This window comes from Pseudomonas sp. WS 5412 (genome assembly GCF_012985615.1).
Taxonomy (GTDB): domain Bacteria; phylum Pseudomonadota; class Gammaproteobacteria; order Pseudomonadales; family Pseudomonadaceae; genus Aquipseudomonas; species Aquipseudomonas shahriarae.
The window spans coordinates 52,672-70,268 of record NZ_JAARMB010000022.1; the positions used below are offsets into that span (position 1 = coordinate 52,672).

16 protein-coding genes are annotated in these 17,597 nt (G+C 62.3%); 6 read left to right on the forward strand and 10 right to left on the reverse strand.

Going from position 1 to position 17,597, the window contains the following annotated elements; genetic code table 11:
- The first annotated feature begins 163 nt into the window (after positions 1–163).
- A complete protein-coding gene (gene mgtA / locus HBR94_RS23695; protein WP_170045642.1) occupies positions 164–2,878 on the forward strand; it encodes a magnesium-translocating P-type ATPase in 2,715 nt (904 codons plus the stop codon).
- 107 nt (positions 2,879–2,985) lie between these two features.
- The gene (locus HBR94_RS23700; protein WP_170045643.1) at positions 2,986–3,714 is read left to right on the forward strand and encodes a hypothetical protein; all 729 of its coding nucleotides are present in this window, start codon (positions 2,986–2,988) and stop codon (positions 3,712–3,714) included.
- 1,307 nt (positions 3,715–5,021) lie between these two features.
- Here the strand turns inward: HBR94_RS23700 and HBR94_RS23705 are convergent.
- Positions 5,022–5,753: a tellurite resistance TerB family protein gene (locus HBR94_RS23705; RefSeq protein WP_170045644.1), complete on the reverse strand. Its 732-nt coding sequence runs from the start codon at positions 5,751–5,753 to the stop codon at positions 5,022–5,024.
- A gap of 295 nt (positions 5,754–6,048) precedes the next feature.
- Here HBR94_RS23705 and HBR94_RS23710 point away from each other — a divergent pair, with 295 nt between their 5' ends.
- Positions 6,049–6,333: a hypothetical protein gene (locus tag HBR94_RS23710; RefSeq protein ID WP_057440027.1), complete on the forward strand. Its 285-nt coding sequence runs from the start codon at positions 6,049–6,051 to the stop codon at positions 6,331–6,333.
- Between the two features lie 37 nt (positions 6,334–6,370).
- On the opposite strand, the gene HBR94_RS23715 is transcribed toward HBR94_RS23710, so the two are convergent.
- Complete coding sequence (locus HBR94_RS23715; protein ID WP_057440026.1) at positions 6,371–6,553, reverse strand: hypothetical protein; 183 nt, start codon at positions 6,551–6,553, stop codon at positions 6,371–6,373.
- A gap of 226 nt (positions 6,554–6,779) precedes the next feature.
- Between HBR94_RS23715 and HBR94_RS23720 the strand changes: the two genes are divergently transcribed.
- Positions 6,780–7,382 (forward strand): glutathione S-transferase, encoded by a 603-nt coding sequence (locus HBR94_RS23720; protein WP_057440025.1) that lies wholly within the window; start codon positions 6,780–6,782, stop codon positions 7,380–7,382.
- Here the strand turns inward: HBR94_RS23720 and HBR94_RS23725 are convergent.
- Entirely contained in the window at positions 7,372–7,803 is a 432-nt protein-coding gene (locus HBR94_RS23725; protein WP_057959585.1) for an MAPEG family protein, read from the reverse strand. The genes HBR94_RS23720 and HBR94_RS23725 overlap by 11 nt on opposite strands.
- Entirely contained in the window at positions 7,800–8,111 is a 312-nt protein-coding gene (locus HBR94_RS23730) for a hypothetical protein (protein ID WP_057959584.1), read from the reverse strand. The genes HBR94_RS23725 and HBR94_RS23730 overlap by 4 nt, the downstream gene beginning before the upstream one ends.
- Positions 8,112–8,223: 112 nt before the next feature.
- Between HBR94_RS23730 and HBR94_RS23735 the strand changes: the two genes are divergently transcribed.
- Positions 8,224–9,033, forward strand: a complete 810-nt coding sequence (locus HBR94_RS23735) for a helix-turn-helix domain-containing protein (RefSeq protein ID WP_170045645.1) — start codon at positions 8,224–8,226, stop codon at positions 9,031–9,033.
- Between the two features lie 10 nt (positions 9,034–9,043).
- On the opposite strand, the gene HBR94_RS23740 is transcribed toward HBR94_RS23735, so the two are convergent.
- The 6 genes from HBR94_RS23740 to eutH all read right to left on the reverse strand — a co-directional run bounded on the left by HBR94_RS23740 (position 9,044) and on the right by eutH (position 16,429).
- Positions 9,044–11,881: a TonB-dependent receptor gene (locus tag HBR94_RS23740; protein ID WP_170045646.1), complete on the reverse strand. Its 2,838-nt coding sequence runs from the start codon at positions 11,879–11,881 to the stop codon at positions 9,044–9,046.
- A gap of 97 nt (positions 11,882–11,978) precedes the next feature.
- Positions 11,979–12,944 carry a FecR domain-containing protein gene (locus tag HBR94_RS23745; RefSeq protein ID WP_169960863.1) on the reverse strand — a complete coding sequence of 322 codons (966 nt, stop codon included), beginning with the start codon at positions 12,942–12,944 and terminating at the stop codon, positions 11,979–11,981.
- Positions 12,941–13,447 (reverse strand): sigma-70 family RNA polymerase sigma factor, encoded by a 507-nt coding sequence (locus HBR94_RS23750; RefSeq protein WP_057959580.1) that lies wholly within the window; start codon positions 13,445–13,447, stop codon positions 12,941–12,943. Before HBR94_RS23750 ends, HBR94_RS23745 begins: the two co-directional genes overlap by 4 nt.
- Positions 13,448–13,733: 286 nt before the next feature.
- Entirely contained in the window at positions 13,734–14,579 is an 846-nt protein-coding gene (locus HBR94_RS23755) for a DUF1989 domain-containing protein (RefSeq protein WP_170045647.1), read from the reverse strand.
- 192 nt (positions 14,580–14,771) lie between these two features.
- A complete protein-coding gene (locus HBR94_RS23760) occupies positions 14,772–15,128 on the reverse strand; it encodes a DUF1937 family protein (protein WP_057440017.1) in 357 nt (118 codons plus the stop codon).
- 56 nt (positions 15,129–15,184) lie between these two features.
- Positions 15,185–16,429: an ethanolamine utilization protein EutH gene (eutH, locus tag HBR94_RS23765; protein ID WP_057440016.1), complete on the reverse strand. Its 1,245-nt coding sequence runs from the start codon at positions 16,427–16,429 to the stop codon at positions 15,185–15,187.
- Between the two features lie 386 nt (positions 16,430–16,815).
- Between eutH and HBR94_RS23770 the strand changes: the two genes are divergently transcribed.
- Positions 16,816–17,595 (forward strand): DeoR/GlpR family DNA-binding transcription regulator, encoded by a 780-nt coding sequence (locus HBR94_RS23770; protein ID WP_057959577.1) that lies wholly within the window; start codon positions 16,816–16,818, stop codon positions 17,593–17,595.
- Positions 17,596–17,597 lie beyond the last annotated feature (2 nt).

Genomic DNA, 17,597 nt, shown 5'->3' on the forward strand with positions numbered 1-17,597 from the left:
CTGGCGTTCTTTGCGAACTAAGCCAGCGGCAGTTTTCTGCGCGCCCGTTAATTAACTCACCTCTTTAAAGTTATTAGAACTGATCGCAAAAATTGCGACTCGGCATGCTCGTGCTCGCCTGCCCGCCAGGCAAGTAATGAGTATGTCGACAGGAGTACACACTATGAGCGCCGTAAAAACCACGCAACTGCCCAACAAGCACCGCGCCACCCATGACAGCAAACTGTCGATGCGTGCCGCCCGCGAAGCGCAAAACGGCCTGGCAGCCACCCTGGCCAACGTCCGGGCGACCAAGGACGGCCTGACCGAACTGGATGCCAGCGCCCGCCTGCAACGCGAAGGCTATAACGAAGTAGCCCACGACAAGCCGCCCCACGCTGTCGTGCAATTCCTCCAGGCCCTGAACAACCCTTTTATCTATGTGCTGCTGACCCTGGCGGTGATCAGCTTTGTCACCGACTACTGGCTGCCGCTGCGCGCCGGTGAGGAAGTCGACCTGACCAAGGTCATTATCATCATGACCATGGTCGCCCTGAGCAGCCTGCTGCGCTTCTGGCAGGAGCATCGCTCGGCCAAATCCGCCGAGGCGCTGAAGGCCATGGTGCGCACTACCGCCACGGTGCTGCGCCGCGAGCAGGTCGGCGCCCAACCCATCCTGCGCGAAGTGCCGATGCGTGAACTGGTGGCCGGCGATATCGTGCAGTTGTCGGCCGGCGACATGATCCCGGCCGATATCCGCCTGATCGAGTCCCGCGACCTGTTTATCAGCCAGGCCGTGCTGACCGGCGAAGCCTTGCCCGTGGAAAAATACGACACCCTGGGCGACGTCACGCAAAAATCCGCCACCCTCAGCGCTGCCGACCAGAGCAACCTGCTGGATCTGCCCAACATCTGCTTCATGGGCACCAACGTGGTCAGCGGCCGCGCCCAGGCGGTGGTGGTGGCGACCGGGCCACGCACCTATTTCGGCTCGCTGGCCAAGGCCATCGTCGGCTCCCGGGTGCAGACCGCCTTTGACCGTGGGGTGAACAGCGTCAGTTGGCTGCTGATCCGCTTTATGCTGGTGATGGTGCCCATCGTGTTTTTCCTCAATGGCTTTTCCAAGGGCGACTGGGGCGACGCATTCCTGTTTGCCCTGGCGGTGGCCGTGGGCCTGACCCCGGAAATGCTGCCGATGATCGTCAGCGCCAACCTGGCCAAGGGCGCGAATGCCATGGCCAAGCGCAAAGTGGTGGTCAAGCGCCTCAACGCGATCCAGAACTTCGGTTCGATGGACGTGCTGTGCACCGACAAGACCGGCACCCTGACCCAGGACAAAATCATCCTCGAGCACCACGTCAACGCCTTCGGCCAGCGGGACGACCAGGTGCTGTCCCTGGCCTGGCTCAACAGCCATCACCAAAGCGGCATGAAGAACCTGATGGACCAGGCGGTGCTCGCGTTTTCCCAGCACAACCCCAAGTTCCAGGTGCCGTTTGCCTACAGCAAGGTCGATGAACTGCCCTTCGACTTTGTCCGTCGGCGCCTGTCGATTGTGGTCAAGGACAGCCACGGCGACCACCTGCTGGTGTGCAAGGGTGCTGTGGAGGAAATGCTCGCTATCGCCACCCATGTGATGGAAGGCGCGAGCGCCGTGGCCCTGGACGAGCGTCGTCGCCAGGAACTGCTGAACACCGCCAACGAGTTCAACGAGGACGGCTTACGCGTGCTGGTGGTGGCCACCCGCAACATTCCCAAGGCCCTGGCGCGCCAGCAATACACTCCCACCGATGAACGCAACCTGGTGATCCACGGGTTCCTGACTTTCCTCGATCCACCGAAGGAAACCGCCGGCCCGGCGATTGCTGCGCTGCAAGAGATCGGAGTCGCGGTCAAAGTGTTGACCGGCGATAACGCCGTGGTCACCCGCACCATCTGCCGCCAGGTTGGCCTGGAGCCTGGCGAGCCGCTGCTCGGCGCGGATATCGAAGCCATGGACGATGCGACCCTCAAGCAGGAGGTTGAGCAACGCACGGTGTTCGCCAAGCTGACGCCGCTGCAAAAATCCCGGGTGCTCAAGGCTTTGCAGGCCAATGGTCACACCGTGGGTTTCCTCGGCGACGGCATCAACGATGCACCAGCCCTGCGCGATGCCGACGTCGGCATCTCGGTGGACAGCGCGACTGATATTGCCAAGGAATCGGCCGACATCATCCTCCTGGAAAAGAGCCTGATGGTGCTCGAAGAAGGTGTGCTTAAAGGGCGCGAGACCTTCGGCAATATCATGAAGTACCTGAACATGACGGCCAGTTCCAACTTCGGCAACGTGTTCTCGGTGCTGGTGGCCAGTGCGTTCATCCCTTTCATGCCGATGCTGGCGATCCACTTGCTGCTGCAGAACCTGATGTATGACATCTCCCAACTGGCCCTGCCGTGGGACAAGATGGACAAGGAGTACCTGGCCAAGCCCCGCAAGTGGGACGCGCAGAACATCGGGCGCTTTATGATCTGGATCGGGCCGACCTCGTCGATCTTCGACATCACCACCTTTGCCCTGATGTGGTACGTGTTTGCGGCCAATAGTGTGGAAATGCAGACCCTGTTCCAGTCCGGCTGGTTCGTCGAAGGGCTGCTCTCCCAGACCCTGGTGGTGCATATGTTGCGCACCCGCAAGATCCCGTTCTTCCAGAGCACCGCCGCCTGGCCGGTGTTGATGATGACCAGCCTGGTCATCGCCCTGGGGATCTATGTGCCCTTCTCGCCCCTGGGCACGATCGTGGGCCTGCAACCCTTGCCTTGGGCCTACTTCCCTTGGCTGGTCGGCACCTTGCTCGCCTACTGCTGCGTGGCACAACTGATGAAGACGATCTACATCCGCCGCTTCAAGCAGTGGTACTGAGTTTGCTGTTGTGACCGGGCTGGGTGTGGCAGACAGGTTTGCCACACCCAGCCCACTCTAACAGCACCATCGCTACAGATAATTCTGTTCATTTGGAGCATGACCCCATGCACAAACACACCTTCCTTGCTGCCTTTGACTGGCTACCGGCATCGCGGCAACGGGCGCTGCGGCGCAACCTGATTTTTATCGGCGCCCTCCTGGTGCTCGGCCTGCTGTCCAAGGCCTTCGCCGCCGGTGGCTCCTATGTGGTGGACGATGGCGCCATCAACGCCCCCGGCGAATGCAATATCGACGGCGGCTACACCCGCTCGACATCGCACACCACCCTCTCCGCCGCCTGCACATCCCGCGCAATGCCCAACCTGCAATGGGGCGCCGCCCTCGAGGATGACCCTGAGCAGACCCAGCTCAGCCCGCAGCTCAAGGGCTCATTGTGGGCCTGGCAGGATGCCGGCGTGGAGATCGCCTGGGCGGCGGCAGCGCATATCGCGGTGGATCGCCGGCACCCATTCGACGGCGCAGACCTGGGCCTGCCGCTGACCTGGCAAGCGTCTCAGACGCTACGCTTGAACCTCAATGCCGGCTGGGCCCATACCTATGACAATGGCGAACAAAATCACCGACTGACCTGGGGCACAGGCCTGGAATACCGCTTGGCGGACTCGTTGACGCTATTGGCAGAACGCTATGGCCAGCAAGGCGGCGACCAGGCCTGGCAAGCTGGGCCGCGGGTGCATCTGGGTCAGCAAGTCGATGTGGACCTGGTGGTCGGACGCAACCTGACCGGGGATCGCGACCGCTGGCTGACCACCGGGGCTACCCTACGGTTCTGAAACACTGGAGGGAGATCAATGTGGGAGCTGTCGAGCCCCGGCGAGGCTGCGATGGCAGTGGTACGGCTGGCATGGATGTTGGCTGAGCCACCGCTTTCGCAGCCTCGCTGGGGCTCGACAGCTCCCACAGGGTTTGTCGGAGTTTGCGGGATCTGTGTTCTCGAACGCGGGCGTCCCACAGCGAACACGTTATGCCAGCGGGCACAAAATAATGTGGGAGCTGTCGAGCCCCGGCGAGGCTGCGATGGCGGCGGTACGGCTGGCATTGATGCTGGCTGAGCCACCGCTTTCGCAGCCTCGCCGGGGCTCGACAGCTCCCACAGGGTTTATCGGGGTTCGCGGGATCTGTGTTCTCGAACGCGGGCGCCCTACAGCGAACACGTTATGCCATCTGGCCCAAAATAATGTGGGGGCTGTCGAGCCCCGGCGAGGCTGCGATGGCGGCGGTACGGCTGGCATTGATTTTGGCTGAGCCACCGCTTTCGCAGCCTCGCTGAAGCTCGACAGCTCCCACAGGGTTTATCGGTGTTTGCCGGGACTGCGGACCTTAACGCTGGCGCCCTATAGCGAACACGTTATGCCAACTGGCACAAAACAATGTGGGAGCTGTCGAGCCCCGGCGAGGCTGCGATGGCGGCGGTACGGCTGGCATTGATGTTGCCTGAGCCACCGCTTTCGCAGCCTCGCTGAAGCTCGACAGCTCCCACAGGGTTTATCGGGGTTTGCGGGATCTGTGTTCTCGAACGCGGGCGCCCTGCAGCGAACATGTTATGCCAGCTGGCACAAAATAATGTGGGAGCTGTCGAGCCCCAGCGAGGCTGCGATGGCGGCGGTACTGCTGGCATTGATGTTGGCTGAGCCACCGCTTTCGCAGCCTCGCTGAAGCTCGACAGCTCCCACAGGGTTTGTCGGTGTTTGCCGGGACTACGGACTTTAACGCGGGCGTCCTACAGCGAACACGTTCTGCCATCTGGCACAAAATAATGTGGGAGCTGTCGAGCCCCGGCGAGGCTGCGATGGCGGCGGTACGGCTGGCATTGATGTTGGCTGAGCCACCGCTTTCGCAGCCTCGCTGAAGCTCGACAGCTCCCACAGGGTTCGTCGGTGTTTGCCGGGACTGCGGACCTTACCGCGGGCGCCCTGCAGCGAACACGTTATGCCAGCTGGCACAAAATAATGTGGGAGCTGTCGAGCCCCAGCGAGGCTGCGATGGCGGCGGTATGGCTGGCCTTGATGCTGGCTGAGCCACCACTATCGCAGCCTCACTAGGGCTCTGCAGCAAGCACACGCTTCAAGTTGCCTCGGTATCAGGCCGGCTTGGCTTGCTGCTCAAGGTGCAGTTGCAGCTCCGGCTCGATGCCCAGCGCACCTGCCAACTCGTCCAGGTAGTTTCGCTCGGCGTCCTGTTGGTCATCCACCAACATGACGCTGGCCAGGTAGACCTCGGCAGCCACCGCCGGGTCATTGGCATATTCGGCAAAGTCGGTTGCATCCAGGGGCTTGGCGACTTGAGCGTCGAGCCATTGCTGCAAGTCCGGATCGTCGGTGTGGCGCCCGATCTCCTGGGAGATCAAGGCCTTTTCTTTCTCATCAATCCGCCCATCCGCCTTGGCCGCCGCGATCAATGCACGCAGTACCGCATGGCTATGGGCCTCGACATCGGCGCCAGACAACTGGTCAACCGTCTGCAGCGTCTGTTGCGGCGCCGAGGCCTGTTGCCGTTGCCAAGCCTGATACGCCTGGAACGCCATCATCCCCAGTGACGCCAGGGCCGCGTAGTTGGTACCGCCAGTGCGCGCGCGGGTCGATCCGCCCGCCTGGGTCCCGCCCAACATGCCACCCAGACCACCCAGCAGATCGCCAAGGCCGCCACCGCCCGACGCCGTTGCGGAGCCGCCGCCGCGCAGCAACCCACCGAGCAGGCCGCCCAAGCCACCGAGCCCTCCCGCGCCACCCTGGGGTGCCGCCGAGCCGCCTTGCTGCGCCAGCGAGGCTTGGCCTGCACGGAGCAGTTGTTCTAGTAGAGCACTGGTGTTCATGGTATCGCCCTCCTTTGGGCTGTGCGCCAGACAATCAACAATAGTCCCTGGAACCGGTAACGCCAAGGCCGCCCAGCAGGCACGGAGTTGGCGACCTGAACGCGCCCCAGCAAACCCGGCGCAGGCCTTTAGCCACCGTGAGAATTCTTCAGATTCGGCACACCAAGACGGGTGGTGAACGTCAGCGCGCGCGTGGGGTCGGAAATATAAGGGCTCGGCCTCAATCGGCCTGGCCTTGAGCGCGAGCATCAACAGATTAGCGGTGCCGCGTACCCTCACAGAAGGAGACGCTGACATGGTCACTCACTTCAAGGTCGCGGGGCACCTCGCTTGCGGCCATCACGGCAATAACCTGACGTCCACGGTGGAACTGAACCGGGTTAAATGCCGCACCTGCCGCAACACCGATGCCTACAAGGAAGCCCGCCGTAACCAGCGCAACGCATCGCGCCGCGCGGCACGCAGAGCCCGCTCCGGTAGCCCCCACAATGACTGGCGCAGCGCCTGGACCCAACGCCTGACCGAGCTGCCCGGCCTGCAGCGCCTACCACGCGGCTTCAGCGGCCAGCCCTTCGTCTGACCCGGTGCGGGGGCCGCAAAACCGGCCCCCTCCAAGGTTATGGGGTCGGCCGTGGCCGGGCCTTGTAGCCCGGCAAGGTCGCGGCATAGGCCAGCGCCTGTTCGCGGGAGCTGAATGAAGCCAGTCGATCATCCTTGGTGCAGACGCGCCATGGGCCGCTATTGACCCGGACAATTTCATAGCCATTGAGCTGCATCTTGTTCAACAGGGGAACGCTCATAGTCACCTCTCCTCTTCCAGAGATAATCCACGGGTTGCCCGGTCCACCATACTCCCGATCCCGGCCCTGCGGCCTACCGAACGTCGCTGACTGCCGTTCGCGCTCACCATGATCCCGCCAAGGGTCCACAGACAACCGGGCTGAGTTTCAACCAGGCATTTATGGTAAAAAACAGCGGCATCAAGTCAACGCACAAACCCTTCCCCTTGATAGCAATGGAGGCTTCATGAAACTGGTTGGCATGCTGGACTCGCCCTACGTGCGCCGCGTGGCGATTGCCCTGGATCTGTATGGGGTGGACTTTGAGCAGCAATCCCTCTCGGTGTTCAGCACCTTCGACGAATTCGCCAGGATCAACCCGGTGGTCAAGGCCCCAACCCTGGTGCTCGACGACGGGACGGTGCTGATGGACTCCAGCCTGATCCTGGATTACTTCGAAACCTTGGCGCCGGCCGATAAAAAACTCTTGCCCCAAACTGCTGCGGCCCGCGCACGGGACCTGCAAGTGATCGGCCTGGCATTGGCCGCCTGCGACAAGAGCGTGCAGATTTACTACGAGCACAACCTGCGGCCCGCAGAGAAGCTGCATGCGCCATGGCTCGATCGGGTAACCGGGCAACTGCTGGCGGCCTATTCGGGCCTGGAAAAACTCTTGGCCAACGCTCCAGGCGAGCCCTTGACCCAGGCGTCGCTGAGCGTCGCGGTGGCATGGTCCTTTAGCCAGTACGCCGTGCCCTCGGTGGTCAAGGCCGAGGACTTTCCCAACCTGCAACGCCACGCCCAGTTGGCCGAGCAACACCCGGCATTCGGCAAATACCCTATCGAATAGGCAGCAGCGCCGCGCCGATCAACCCCGCCAACCCCAGCAGGCACGCCAGGCCAACGCCATAGGCCAGGGTGCGCCAGGGTTGGCGGCGACCCAGGTACATCAAGGTATGTAGCACCCGCGCGACGGTGAACAGGGCAAACAGCCAGGCCGTCGCCACCCCATGGGTGCCCAACGCCACGCACAACCCGCCCAGCGCGAAGAACAGCGGAATATTCTCCAGGTCATTGGCCCAGGCCCTGCTTGCCCGGCTGACGGCGGACAGTTCGTGCACCAGGGCATCGCGCTTGAAAAAACCGGCATCCTCGGGGTTGGTGAACGCCCGGTGCCTGAGGCGGAAAAACCCCTGGTAACAGGAAATCGCCAGCATCTTGGCAAATAACACCAGCACGCACAGGGCAAACACATGCAGGCTGCTGCTCATTGCCGGCCCCTGGCAAAGCCATTGACCACGATGTACAGCAGCGGGCCGACTGAGACAAAGACCGCCGTCAGCAGCCAGTAAGGCAACACGCTAGCCAGGGACCGACCCTTGGCGCGGGCGTCGCGGTACATCCACACACACGCCAGGGCCGCCATCAGGTACAGGTCGATCACCACCTGGGCGGTATCGGGCCGGGATAGCAGCTCAAGACCGAACGCCAGCAGCGACTGCTCGGCCCAGAGCAGGGTGCCCAGGGTGTACAGGGAGAACGCCAGTAGGCTGGCAAGGGCGATGTAGGGTCTGTGCATAGGGTCCACCACGCAGGATTGGGCAAGCCGCAGATTAGTGATAACGTCGCCGCCATCTCAATGACCTGCGAGGTCATGGACGCCCCCCGCCCCGCCCTCCCAGAGTCCATCCATGAACCGCCCACCCTTCCCCCGCGCCAACCCCGAGACCGACGCCGGCACCCAACTGCGGCTGTTGCGCCGTCAGGCGAAGTTGAGCCAATTGCAGCTGGCGCTGATCAGTGGCATTTCCCAGCGCCACTTGAGCTGTATCGAAACCGGCCGCGCCAAGGCCAGCCCGGGCACCTTGCATAACCTGCTCAGCGCCCTCGAGGTGCCCCTGGAGCAGTGCAACAGCCTGTTCCTGGCCGCCGGCTACGCCCCGCGCTACGAAGCCACGCCGCTCGCAGCGCCGGCAATGGATGCCATTCGGGATGCCATCAGCCATGTACTGAAGGCCAACAATCCGGCGCCGGCGATCGTGCTGGGCAGTCACTGGGAAGTGCTCGCCGCCAATGCCAGCACCCAGGTGTTGTTCGACCTGGTGGGTTTGGCGCCAGACGCTGCACAAGGCCTGAACCTGCTGACCACCCTGCTGCAACCGGGCGGCCTGGGCGACCATCTGCTCAATGCCGACGAGATCCGCAACCTCGCCTGGCAACGGGCTGCCCGTGAAGCACTGGGCAACCCGACCCTGGCCACGCTGCTGCAAAGCCTGCCCGTGCCGCACGGCTCGACACCCCTGGCCAATCAACTGCCGCCGCTGGTGCTGACCCGCGTGAATTCACGGCATGGCCAGCTGGATTTCATGTCCACCTTCACCACGTTCGGCATGCCCCAGGACATCACCGTCACCTCATTGCGCATCGAGCACCTGATCCCGGCCAATCCCCACACTTGGCAGGTCATGACCGCAGCCTACGAACACTCCCTGGGCCGCTAGGCGCCGCTGATCAGAACTTGGTCACCACGCCCATGCGCAACGTACGCCCCGGCGCCGGCATAAAGCTCTGGGCCAGCGGGTCCAGGTAGTAACGGTTCGTCAGGTTGTCCAGCGACACGTTGAACTGGGTGTGGTCTTGCCATTTGTAGTCGAAGAACAGGTCCACCAGCGCCACTTCGCGATAAACCAGCTGCGGCGTGGTGGCGCCGGTCTGCCAGGATTTGTCGGCGGTGACGGTCGGGCCCGAGGTGTAGGTCAGGCGCCCGCCCACGGTCAGGGTCTGGTCAAAGAAGCGCAGGCCCGAGGTCAGGTTACCGGCGACCCGTGGTGGGTTCTGGGTGTTGGTGTACGAGCCCATGAAGCTGCCCGCGGTGCAGTTGGGGGTGTCGTCAAGCTTCCGCCAACGGTTGGAACTGGCCCGCAGGCGCGCGGCGAAGGCCGAGTCACAGGTTTCGGTCTTCAGGTAGTAGGTCGAGGACAGATCGGCAAAGACCCAACCGGCATCGTATTTCGATTGCAGTTCCAGGCCGCTGGTCTTGAAGCTGTCGGTATTGCTGAAGTTCATCAGGCCCATCAGGCCAGGGCTTGGGTCGTAGTAGCGGGTCACGTAGTTCTTGATGGTGTTATTGAAGTACGCCAGCTTGATCGCCGCCGTGTCGTTGTCCGCCAGCAGGCCTTTTTGCAGGGTGCTCGCACCGATTTCCCAGTTGCTCGAACGCTCCGGTTTCAGGCCCTTGCCAGGCATGGTCTGCAGGGTGCCCTGGCTGGTTTCGAACAACGAGGGCATGCGCAGGCCCTGGGTGTACGAGGCATAGATGAAGGTATCCGGAGCGATCTCGTAGTTGATGCCGATGGCCGGCGAAAAGGCGCCCTTGCTGTCGCTCTGCTTGCCCGAATAGGTGTAGCCGGTGACCACTTCGCCCACCTGCGACGGATAGACGAGTGTGCCAACGCCCCCATAGTCGTTGTAGCGCGGGCCATCAAACGGGTTGTTGGTGTCGCTGAACACAATCCCGTTGTTCAGGCGCGGGTCGGTGGCGTCGGTGTATTGGCCGTTGGCGTCGGGGAACCACAGCATATTGCCGTAGCTGCCCGGCTTGATCACGTTCACGTAGCGCAACTCGCGCTCCTCGCGCTGGGCGGTCGCGTGCGGTACATGGTCCTTGGTGCGGTAGTAGGTATAGCGCCCGCCGCCCCACACCGTCAGCTCATCCACCGGTTTGTACTCCAGCTTGCCGTTGAGGCTGAATTCCTTGCGCGAACCGTCACGCAGGCTGCGGTTGGCGTTGATATCGTTCTGTGTGGTGACCACGCTCTTTTGCGGCTGCAGTTCCTCGAGCTGGAACGAGCCCCCCAGGTCCAGCTTGAAATCGCCATAGCGCGTATCAAAACGCGAGGTATTGGCCAGTTCACCGCCGATGCGTCGGTCATCCTGGCGCGTCCAGTTGCGGTCCGAACGATAGGCCTGGGATTTGGGCGCCAGCACCGAGGTCAACTGGCTGGTCTTGGCATCGGTCATCCACAGGCTGGTCGTCAGGTCCACCAGCATATTGCCCGTGGGCAGGTAGTGATAGCGGGCGGTGTAGGTGTCGATCTTGGTGCTGCCGCGCGGGTACTGGTAGATACCGCCGGTGCCGAAACGGAAGATGTCCGAGGGCATGATCTCGCCTATGCGCCCATCGTAACGGATGTAGCCGAAGTCGAAGGTGTGGTCATCGGCCGGGCGCAGGGTGGTCTTGAGCAGGATCGACTCGGTCTCTGCCGAGGAGTTGAGCACCTCTTCGCCGGCGTTGTAGGTCGTGGCCACCGTCATGTTTTCCTGGCCATAGCGGTCAAAGGTGCGGTAGCGGTCCTGGCCGTGCTTGCCGGAGAAGTAGTTGCCCTGGTTGCGATGGGCGTAGGCGGCCACCACATCAAACAGGTCATGGGTATAGGCAAACGCCGCGCTGCCCGATTCCGAGTCGGAACCGAACAGGCCGCCACGGTTCTGGTGCGGTTCGGAGTACAGGTCCTCGGTGGTCGAATGGCTGTTGCGCGAGGCCGGCTCGACGCCGTTGTTCCACAGATCGCCCTTCAGGCGCAGGCCCACGTTCTTGCCGTCGCGCAGGATGTCATCGACACCCAGGGTGCGGATTGCCACCGTGCCGCCGATGGCGCTGGAGGTCAGGCTGGGGCCTTTGTCGATGGACACGTCGCTGATCAGGTCGGGGTCGATGTAGCTGCGCTGTTGCGTGCCCGCATAGCCGCGATAGACATCCAGCGCCTGCTGCGAACCGTCGACCGTGACCGCGACCCGGCTTTGCCCCTGGATCCCGCGGATATTCACATCCAGGCCACCGCCATTACGGCTGTCACCCACCTGCACCCCCGGCTGGCCCTTGAGCAGGTCGCCGGCGGAGATCACGCCAAAGCGGCGCACTTCTTCGTTGGAGATATACACCAACGAACGTGGCTCGGTGTACACCGCTTTTTTCTCAAGGTCATCGCCAGTGACTTTCTGCGACGGCAGCACCACGGCACTGGTCGCCGGATGCAGTTCAAAGCTGCCATCGACCTGGCGCTGAAAACTCAAGCCCGTGCCCGCTAATAACTTTGCCAGGCCGGCTTCGGTGCTGAAATCGCCGTGCAGGCCGTTGCTGCGCTTGCCCGCCGTCAGCGTCGAACTGCCCGCCATGCTGATACCCGCCTGCACGCCGAAGCGCGAGAGTGCCTGGTCCAGCGGGCCGGCTTCGATGCTGTAGGGCTGGCGCTCGGCCTGGGCGAAAACCGCCGTGCTGTACAGCGGTTGCAGGCTGAGTAACAACAGACCCAATGTGCGGGTGCGCAAGACACTTGCGGGAGAAATCATGCAGGACTCCTAGAGGTGAAGGCCCACCTGTTTCGGTGGGTTATTCCTAGAGGCCAAGCGAGTCGGGAAAAACTACGGGGGGAACGTAAAAAAATATTCAGACCGGCACCACAGTCACCCAATAGCGGGTCCGCCGCTCGATACGCACGGGCAACGCATGGGCGACCAACGCCAACGCCGCATCGGTATCGTCCAACTGGAAGCTGCCGGTCACGCGCAACGCCGCGACCTGCTCGCTGCATCGCAAGACGCCCGGCCGGTAACGGGACAGTTCGGCCAGCAGCACATCCAGGCGCATACGCTCGGCGGGCAAAATCCCGCGCAGCCAGGCTTGGGCCAGAAACCCATCGGTTTGCCGTGGCGTGCCCACACCCTGGCGATCGACCTGGGTCTGCCAGCCTGCCGCCACTGATACCGGTGCCGGATGGCGCGGCGAACTCACCTCGACCAGCCCGCGCACTACGGTAATCCACGTGCCCTGCTGATCATGACGCACCAGCAGATTGGCATCCTGACCACGCAGCAGCGCATCCGGTGTGAGCAGTTGCAGCGGGCGCGATTCAACCCGAGCATCCAGCGCTACTTCGCCCTCGATCAACTGCACGCGACGCAGCTGCGCGCTAAAGTCCAGGCTGACAGCGCTGGCAGTGTTCAACCACAGAGAGCTGCCATCGGCCAGGGTCCAGCGGCGGCGCTCGCCGGTGGCCGTGCGGTACGTGGCAAAGGCTGCGCGCACCAGGGTCGATTCCGCGCCCTGCCAGGACAAACCACCGAGCAGGCCCAGGCCCAACAAGCACTTGAGCACCTGCCGGCGCCGTGCCGGATCGGCCCCGGCCGCCTCCAATGCCCGCCGCGCGGTGACATCGGCCAACAGGTTGGCCCCGGGCTGGAGCATCAGCGGCAGACTGGCGACGCGTTGCCAGGCGTATTCGTGCTCGGCGTTTGCCTGGCGCCAATGCTGCAACGCCTGCTGCTCGGCCGGGCTCATCATTCCGGACTGCACGCGGACGATCCAGTCGATGGCCGTCTCGCGGACTTTCGGTGCAACCGGCTTGCCAGTCATTCAAAACGGCTCGCGTAGCACACGCTGAAAGCCTTGCCCATCGCCCGTTGCACCTGGGCCACGCTCAAGCTCAACTGCGTGGCGATCTGCGGATACGTCAGGCCATCGAGCTGGGACAGGAAGAAGATCTTGCGCACCTGCATCGACAGGCCCACCAGCAGCGAGTCGAGCTGCAGCAGGGTTTCGATCATCAGGTAGCGGGTCTCAGGCGATGGCTCCTCACCTTCCGGCCGGGCGGCGAGTGCTTCCAGGTAAGCCCGCTCTATCGCCTGGCGGCGCCAGCGGTTGATCAGCAAGCCATTGGCAATCGCCGCCAGAAACGCCATGGGCTGGCGCAACTCCCGCACATCCTGCTGCGTGCGCAACACCCGGATAAACGTGTCGTGGGCCAAGTCTTCGGCATCGGCGCAGTGCCCCAGGCGCCGCTGCAACCAGCTGCGCAACCAGGGGTGATGACGGGTATAGAGTTGTTCGACGGGCGAGACGAGACTGTCGTCGTACATGTCAGGTCCAATGAGCAGCGAATGATAATACTTCTCATTTTAGTGTCTAGACCTGATGCTTGTACAGCCTCGACTGCTCCCATAGGGGATCTCTGCCTGGCACAGAACCTTACACACACCACACATCAACTGTGGGAGCTGGCTTGCTTGCGATGGCGGTGTGTCAGATACCAGAAGTAGCGCCTGAACCACCGCCATCGCGGGCAAGCCCGCTCCCACAGGGGGGGGGCGGCTGGGCACGCAATTTCCGCCACATAAAGCACTACCGCCGCCCTTCCCGGCTCCATTATTTTTCCCACGCTGCCTTGGGAATCAGCAAACCATGGTTGCCGTTGTACGCCGCGCGCGCAGGCGATTCCCAGCCGTGCAGCAGGGCCGCGTCGAGCCGATAGATCTCCACGCCTAGCGGGCGGCACACGGTCAGCGGATCCTGGGCATCCGGGCCCCACATCGGCAGCGACAGGTCGCCGCCCGGACAAGTGGACAGTGCGCACAGCAAGTCGATCTCGGCAAAAAATTCCAGATAATCGCCCTGTTTGGCCGGGCATGCCTTCATGAAGTACATGTCGTCGTGGTTCAGGCCGGTGCACTGGAAGATGTTCAACACATCGTGCACATCGAACTCGGTCAGGCCGTGGGGCAAGATGGCGCGGGTCAGGTTGGAGTGGCAATGGTGGTGGAAGTCCTCGCCGGTGAGCATCTTGTTCACGTATGGGTCGCAGCGCGTGCCCAACAGGTCGTGCAGGCGCCCGCCGTGCTCGTCGATGCCGTAGCCGGCCAGGCTGTCATCGGTGATGGTGACCATCGGCCGCAGGAACGGCAGGTTCGACCACAAGCGGTCATAGGTGCTGACGTGGGCGCCTTGCAACTGGCGGGTGCGGGCCGCCCACATGCGCTCGCGCGGATCATTGGCATTCCACACATTGAAGTCGCCAACCTGCGGGCCGACCGGGGTGGTCACGCGGAACACATGGCCTGCCTGCACTTTCCAGGCGCGGCCGGTGCGGATCGGCACTTCAAACTGCTCGACCAGGGTGCGCTCGGCCTCGCGCACGCGATCATAAAATGCCTGGTCGACCTGCAAGGCAGCACCTTTGCTGACTTGGTAGGCGGCGGGATAGTCCTTGTACATGGGGGGTGCTCCGTTGCAGGGTTTTGCAAGACCATACAACGTGGCATGTGGCGTGCGCCATGCACACAACCCGAAGTGGGAGGGCTTTTGTGGGAGCGGGCTTGCCCGCGATGGCGGTGTGTCAGTCAAGTAGTTTTAACCTGACACACTGCTATCGCGGGCAAGCCCGCTCCCACAAGGGGATCTGCGTTGTTAGCTGAACTCGCCAGAAACCTGCGACCACAGGCTGACCTTCTGCCCGCGATTCTTGAAGAATTCAATCTCGCGCTTGATCCCCGAACTCAAGTCCCAGCCTGGCAGATCGAGGATGATCAATTCTTCCATCATGTCCATGAACAACGCATCCACCGGCGCCCACAGCTTGCCGATGGTTGCGCTGTCCTTGCCTTCGAACGCCAGGTTGATCGGGTGCGACATCGACACCTGACTGAACACCCCATGACCCGCCTCGATAATCGTGGCCGCCACCTTGTTGCACTGGATAAAGCGCTCGTGGGTGACGGACGCATCGGCATGGCTGTAGGGGCAGGCCAGAAAGATCTTTCTCATTGTTACCTCAGGGCAATGCAAGGGCTCGCACCCTTGCGATGGTTGAACAGTGGCCGTCAGACCGCCTGGGCAGCGGGCACACCGGGAGCATCGGCCTCTTCGCGCTCGCGTTCCTGCGCTTCATAACGCTGGGCGGCGGGCACCGAGATCTTGATCGCGATCGCCACGGCGAGCAGGCCGCCAAACAGCTTGGCGAGCAGGATCGGCATGATCAGCGTCGGCTGGAAGTTTGCGGTAAAGGCCAGGTGATCGCCAATGGTGGCCTGGGCACAGACACCCAGCGCCACACACAGGACCTTATCCCGGGCATTCATTTTCTTGAACAGGTGGTAAACCGCGATGATGTTGGCAAACACCATGACAAACGCCGCCGCACCATCGGCCGACAGCCCGATGTGCTTGCCCAGCACTTCCATGGGTTTCTTGCAGTAGCGGTTGAACAGGTAGCAGATCGGGAACGTACCGGCGAGCATGATGCCGATATAGCCAGCAATCTCGATGGCACGGAACAACTCCTTCTCGTCGGCGAACATCGGGTCAAAGCCCCACACACCGAAATTCTTCATGAAGAACCCGGTGAAGTGCTCAACGATGGCCAACGCCAGGACGATCTTGATAAAGGCGTCCATCAACTTACCGAACACCAGGAACCCGGCCACCATCCACGCCGCCCGGTAGCGCAGGCCGGCAGCCAGCAGGAAGCAGAACACAAACAATGGCGCGAGCAAGCGCACGCAGTCGACAAAACCCAGGCTCAGGTAATGCAACGCCGGCGACGTGGTGGACACAATGTCCCGCACCGGCAGGTTGAAGGCGGTGATCATCATCAGCGACGCAAGCACCGCGAACGGGATGCTGATCAAGCCCGCCATGGCCCCCAGCGCCAGGTACTTGTGGTCCTTGCGCTCGAGCATCATCAGGCCGACCGGGATCAGGTAGACAATAGTCGCGCCGGAGGTGTAGCCGACGATCATGGCGGTGATCCACATGTCGCGGTTCGCCGCCAGGGCATCGGCCAACTGGTAGCCGCCCATGTCCACGGCAATGATCGACAGCGCCGCAATCGACACGTCAGACCCCATCGCACCAAAGTACGGCCCCAGGGCGACCTCGATGAATTTGGACAAGTACGGGATCGCCACCATGATGCCCGCCTGCGCCAGGAACACCGGGCCGATGGAGTGGATGCCGTTGACAAACTCCTTGCCCAGGCCGCTGTCCGGCTTGATCACGGATGCAAACGCGCCAACCACCGCGCCGATCATGATCAGGTAAATAACGTAGTTGCCAAATTCCGCCATTGCTTTCGCTCCATCTGTACTGAATCAATTATTTTTGTAGGAGTACGCCCCAGTTCGGTCGCTCCATTGGCCAAACGCGTTTACAGCTCCATTTGCGGTGTTTTCACACCCTATTACTAACCACTTCCCATGCCAATCGTGTGTTTTATGTGGTTTTGCGGGTTAAACACACTGGAATCGGTCAATTGTATTGCGTAATCTCTGGTCACACCTTTCAAGGCAGCGGACTTTACGGCCGTGAACGACAAACGCCAATACCACGTTCACCTCCCTGCCGCTGGCGCTCAAACGCCCCAGCGCTAGCGACTGCGGCATCATTTGAGTGCCTCGGTAACAGCGCCGCGCCCCTGTGGCGCATTCACGTAGCATCAAGAGGATGATTACCCATGCGCCCCAATGAAAGACGCCAACATATCCTTGAGTTACTACGCCAACGTGAACGCATTTCGGTCGACGAGTTGGCGCGCACCCTCGGCACTTCGCAAGAAACCATACGCCGCGACCTCACGGCCCTGGCCGAAGACGGCCAGGTCACCAAGTTCCATGGCGGTGCCTCGCTGCCCCCAAGTGGTGAGCACGAGAACGCCTTCCAGACCCGAATGAATGAGTTCTCCCACGAGAAACGTGCGGTGGCGCGCTTCGCCGCCGGGCTCTACGCGCCGGGCGACAGTCTACTGATTGATACTGGCACCACTACCCTGTTCTTCGCCCGTGAACTGGCAAAACTCAACCGCATCACAGTGATCACCAACTCCTTGTTGATCGCCGCCGCCATTGGCGCCAGCGGTAATCGCGTGTTCATGATCGGCGGCGAATACCGCCCCGAATCGGAACAGAATATCGGCGCCCTGGCCATGGAGCAGATCGCCCGTTTCAACGCCGAACATGCCGTGGTCACCATTGGCGCCCTGAACACCGACGGCGCCTTCGATTTCTCCATCGAAGAGGCGGAAATCACCCGCGCGATGATCGCCCGCACACGCTACCTCACGGTGATTGCCGACTCTTCGAAGATGGGCAAGCGTGCGCTGTTCCAGGTGTTCCCCCTGGAGCGCATCGACCGCCTGATCATCGACCGCGCGCCCCTGGGCGAACTGGCCAAGGCCCTGGCAGAGGCCCAGGTTGAAGTGCTGCAAGCCCCTGCCCTGACCCGCCCGGAGTGGTGACT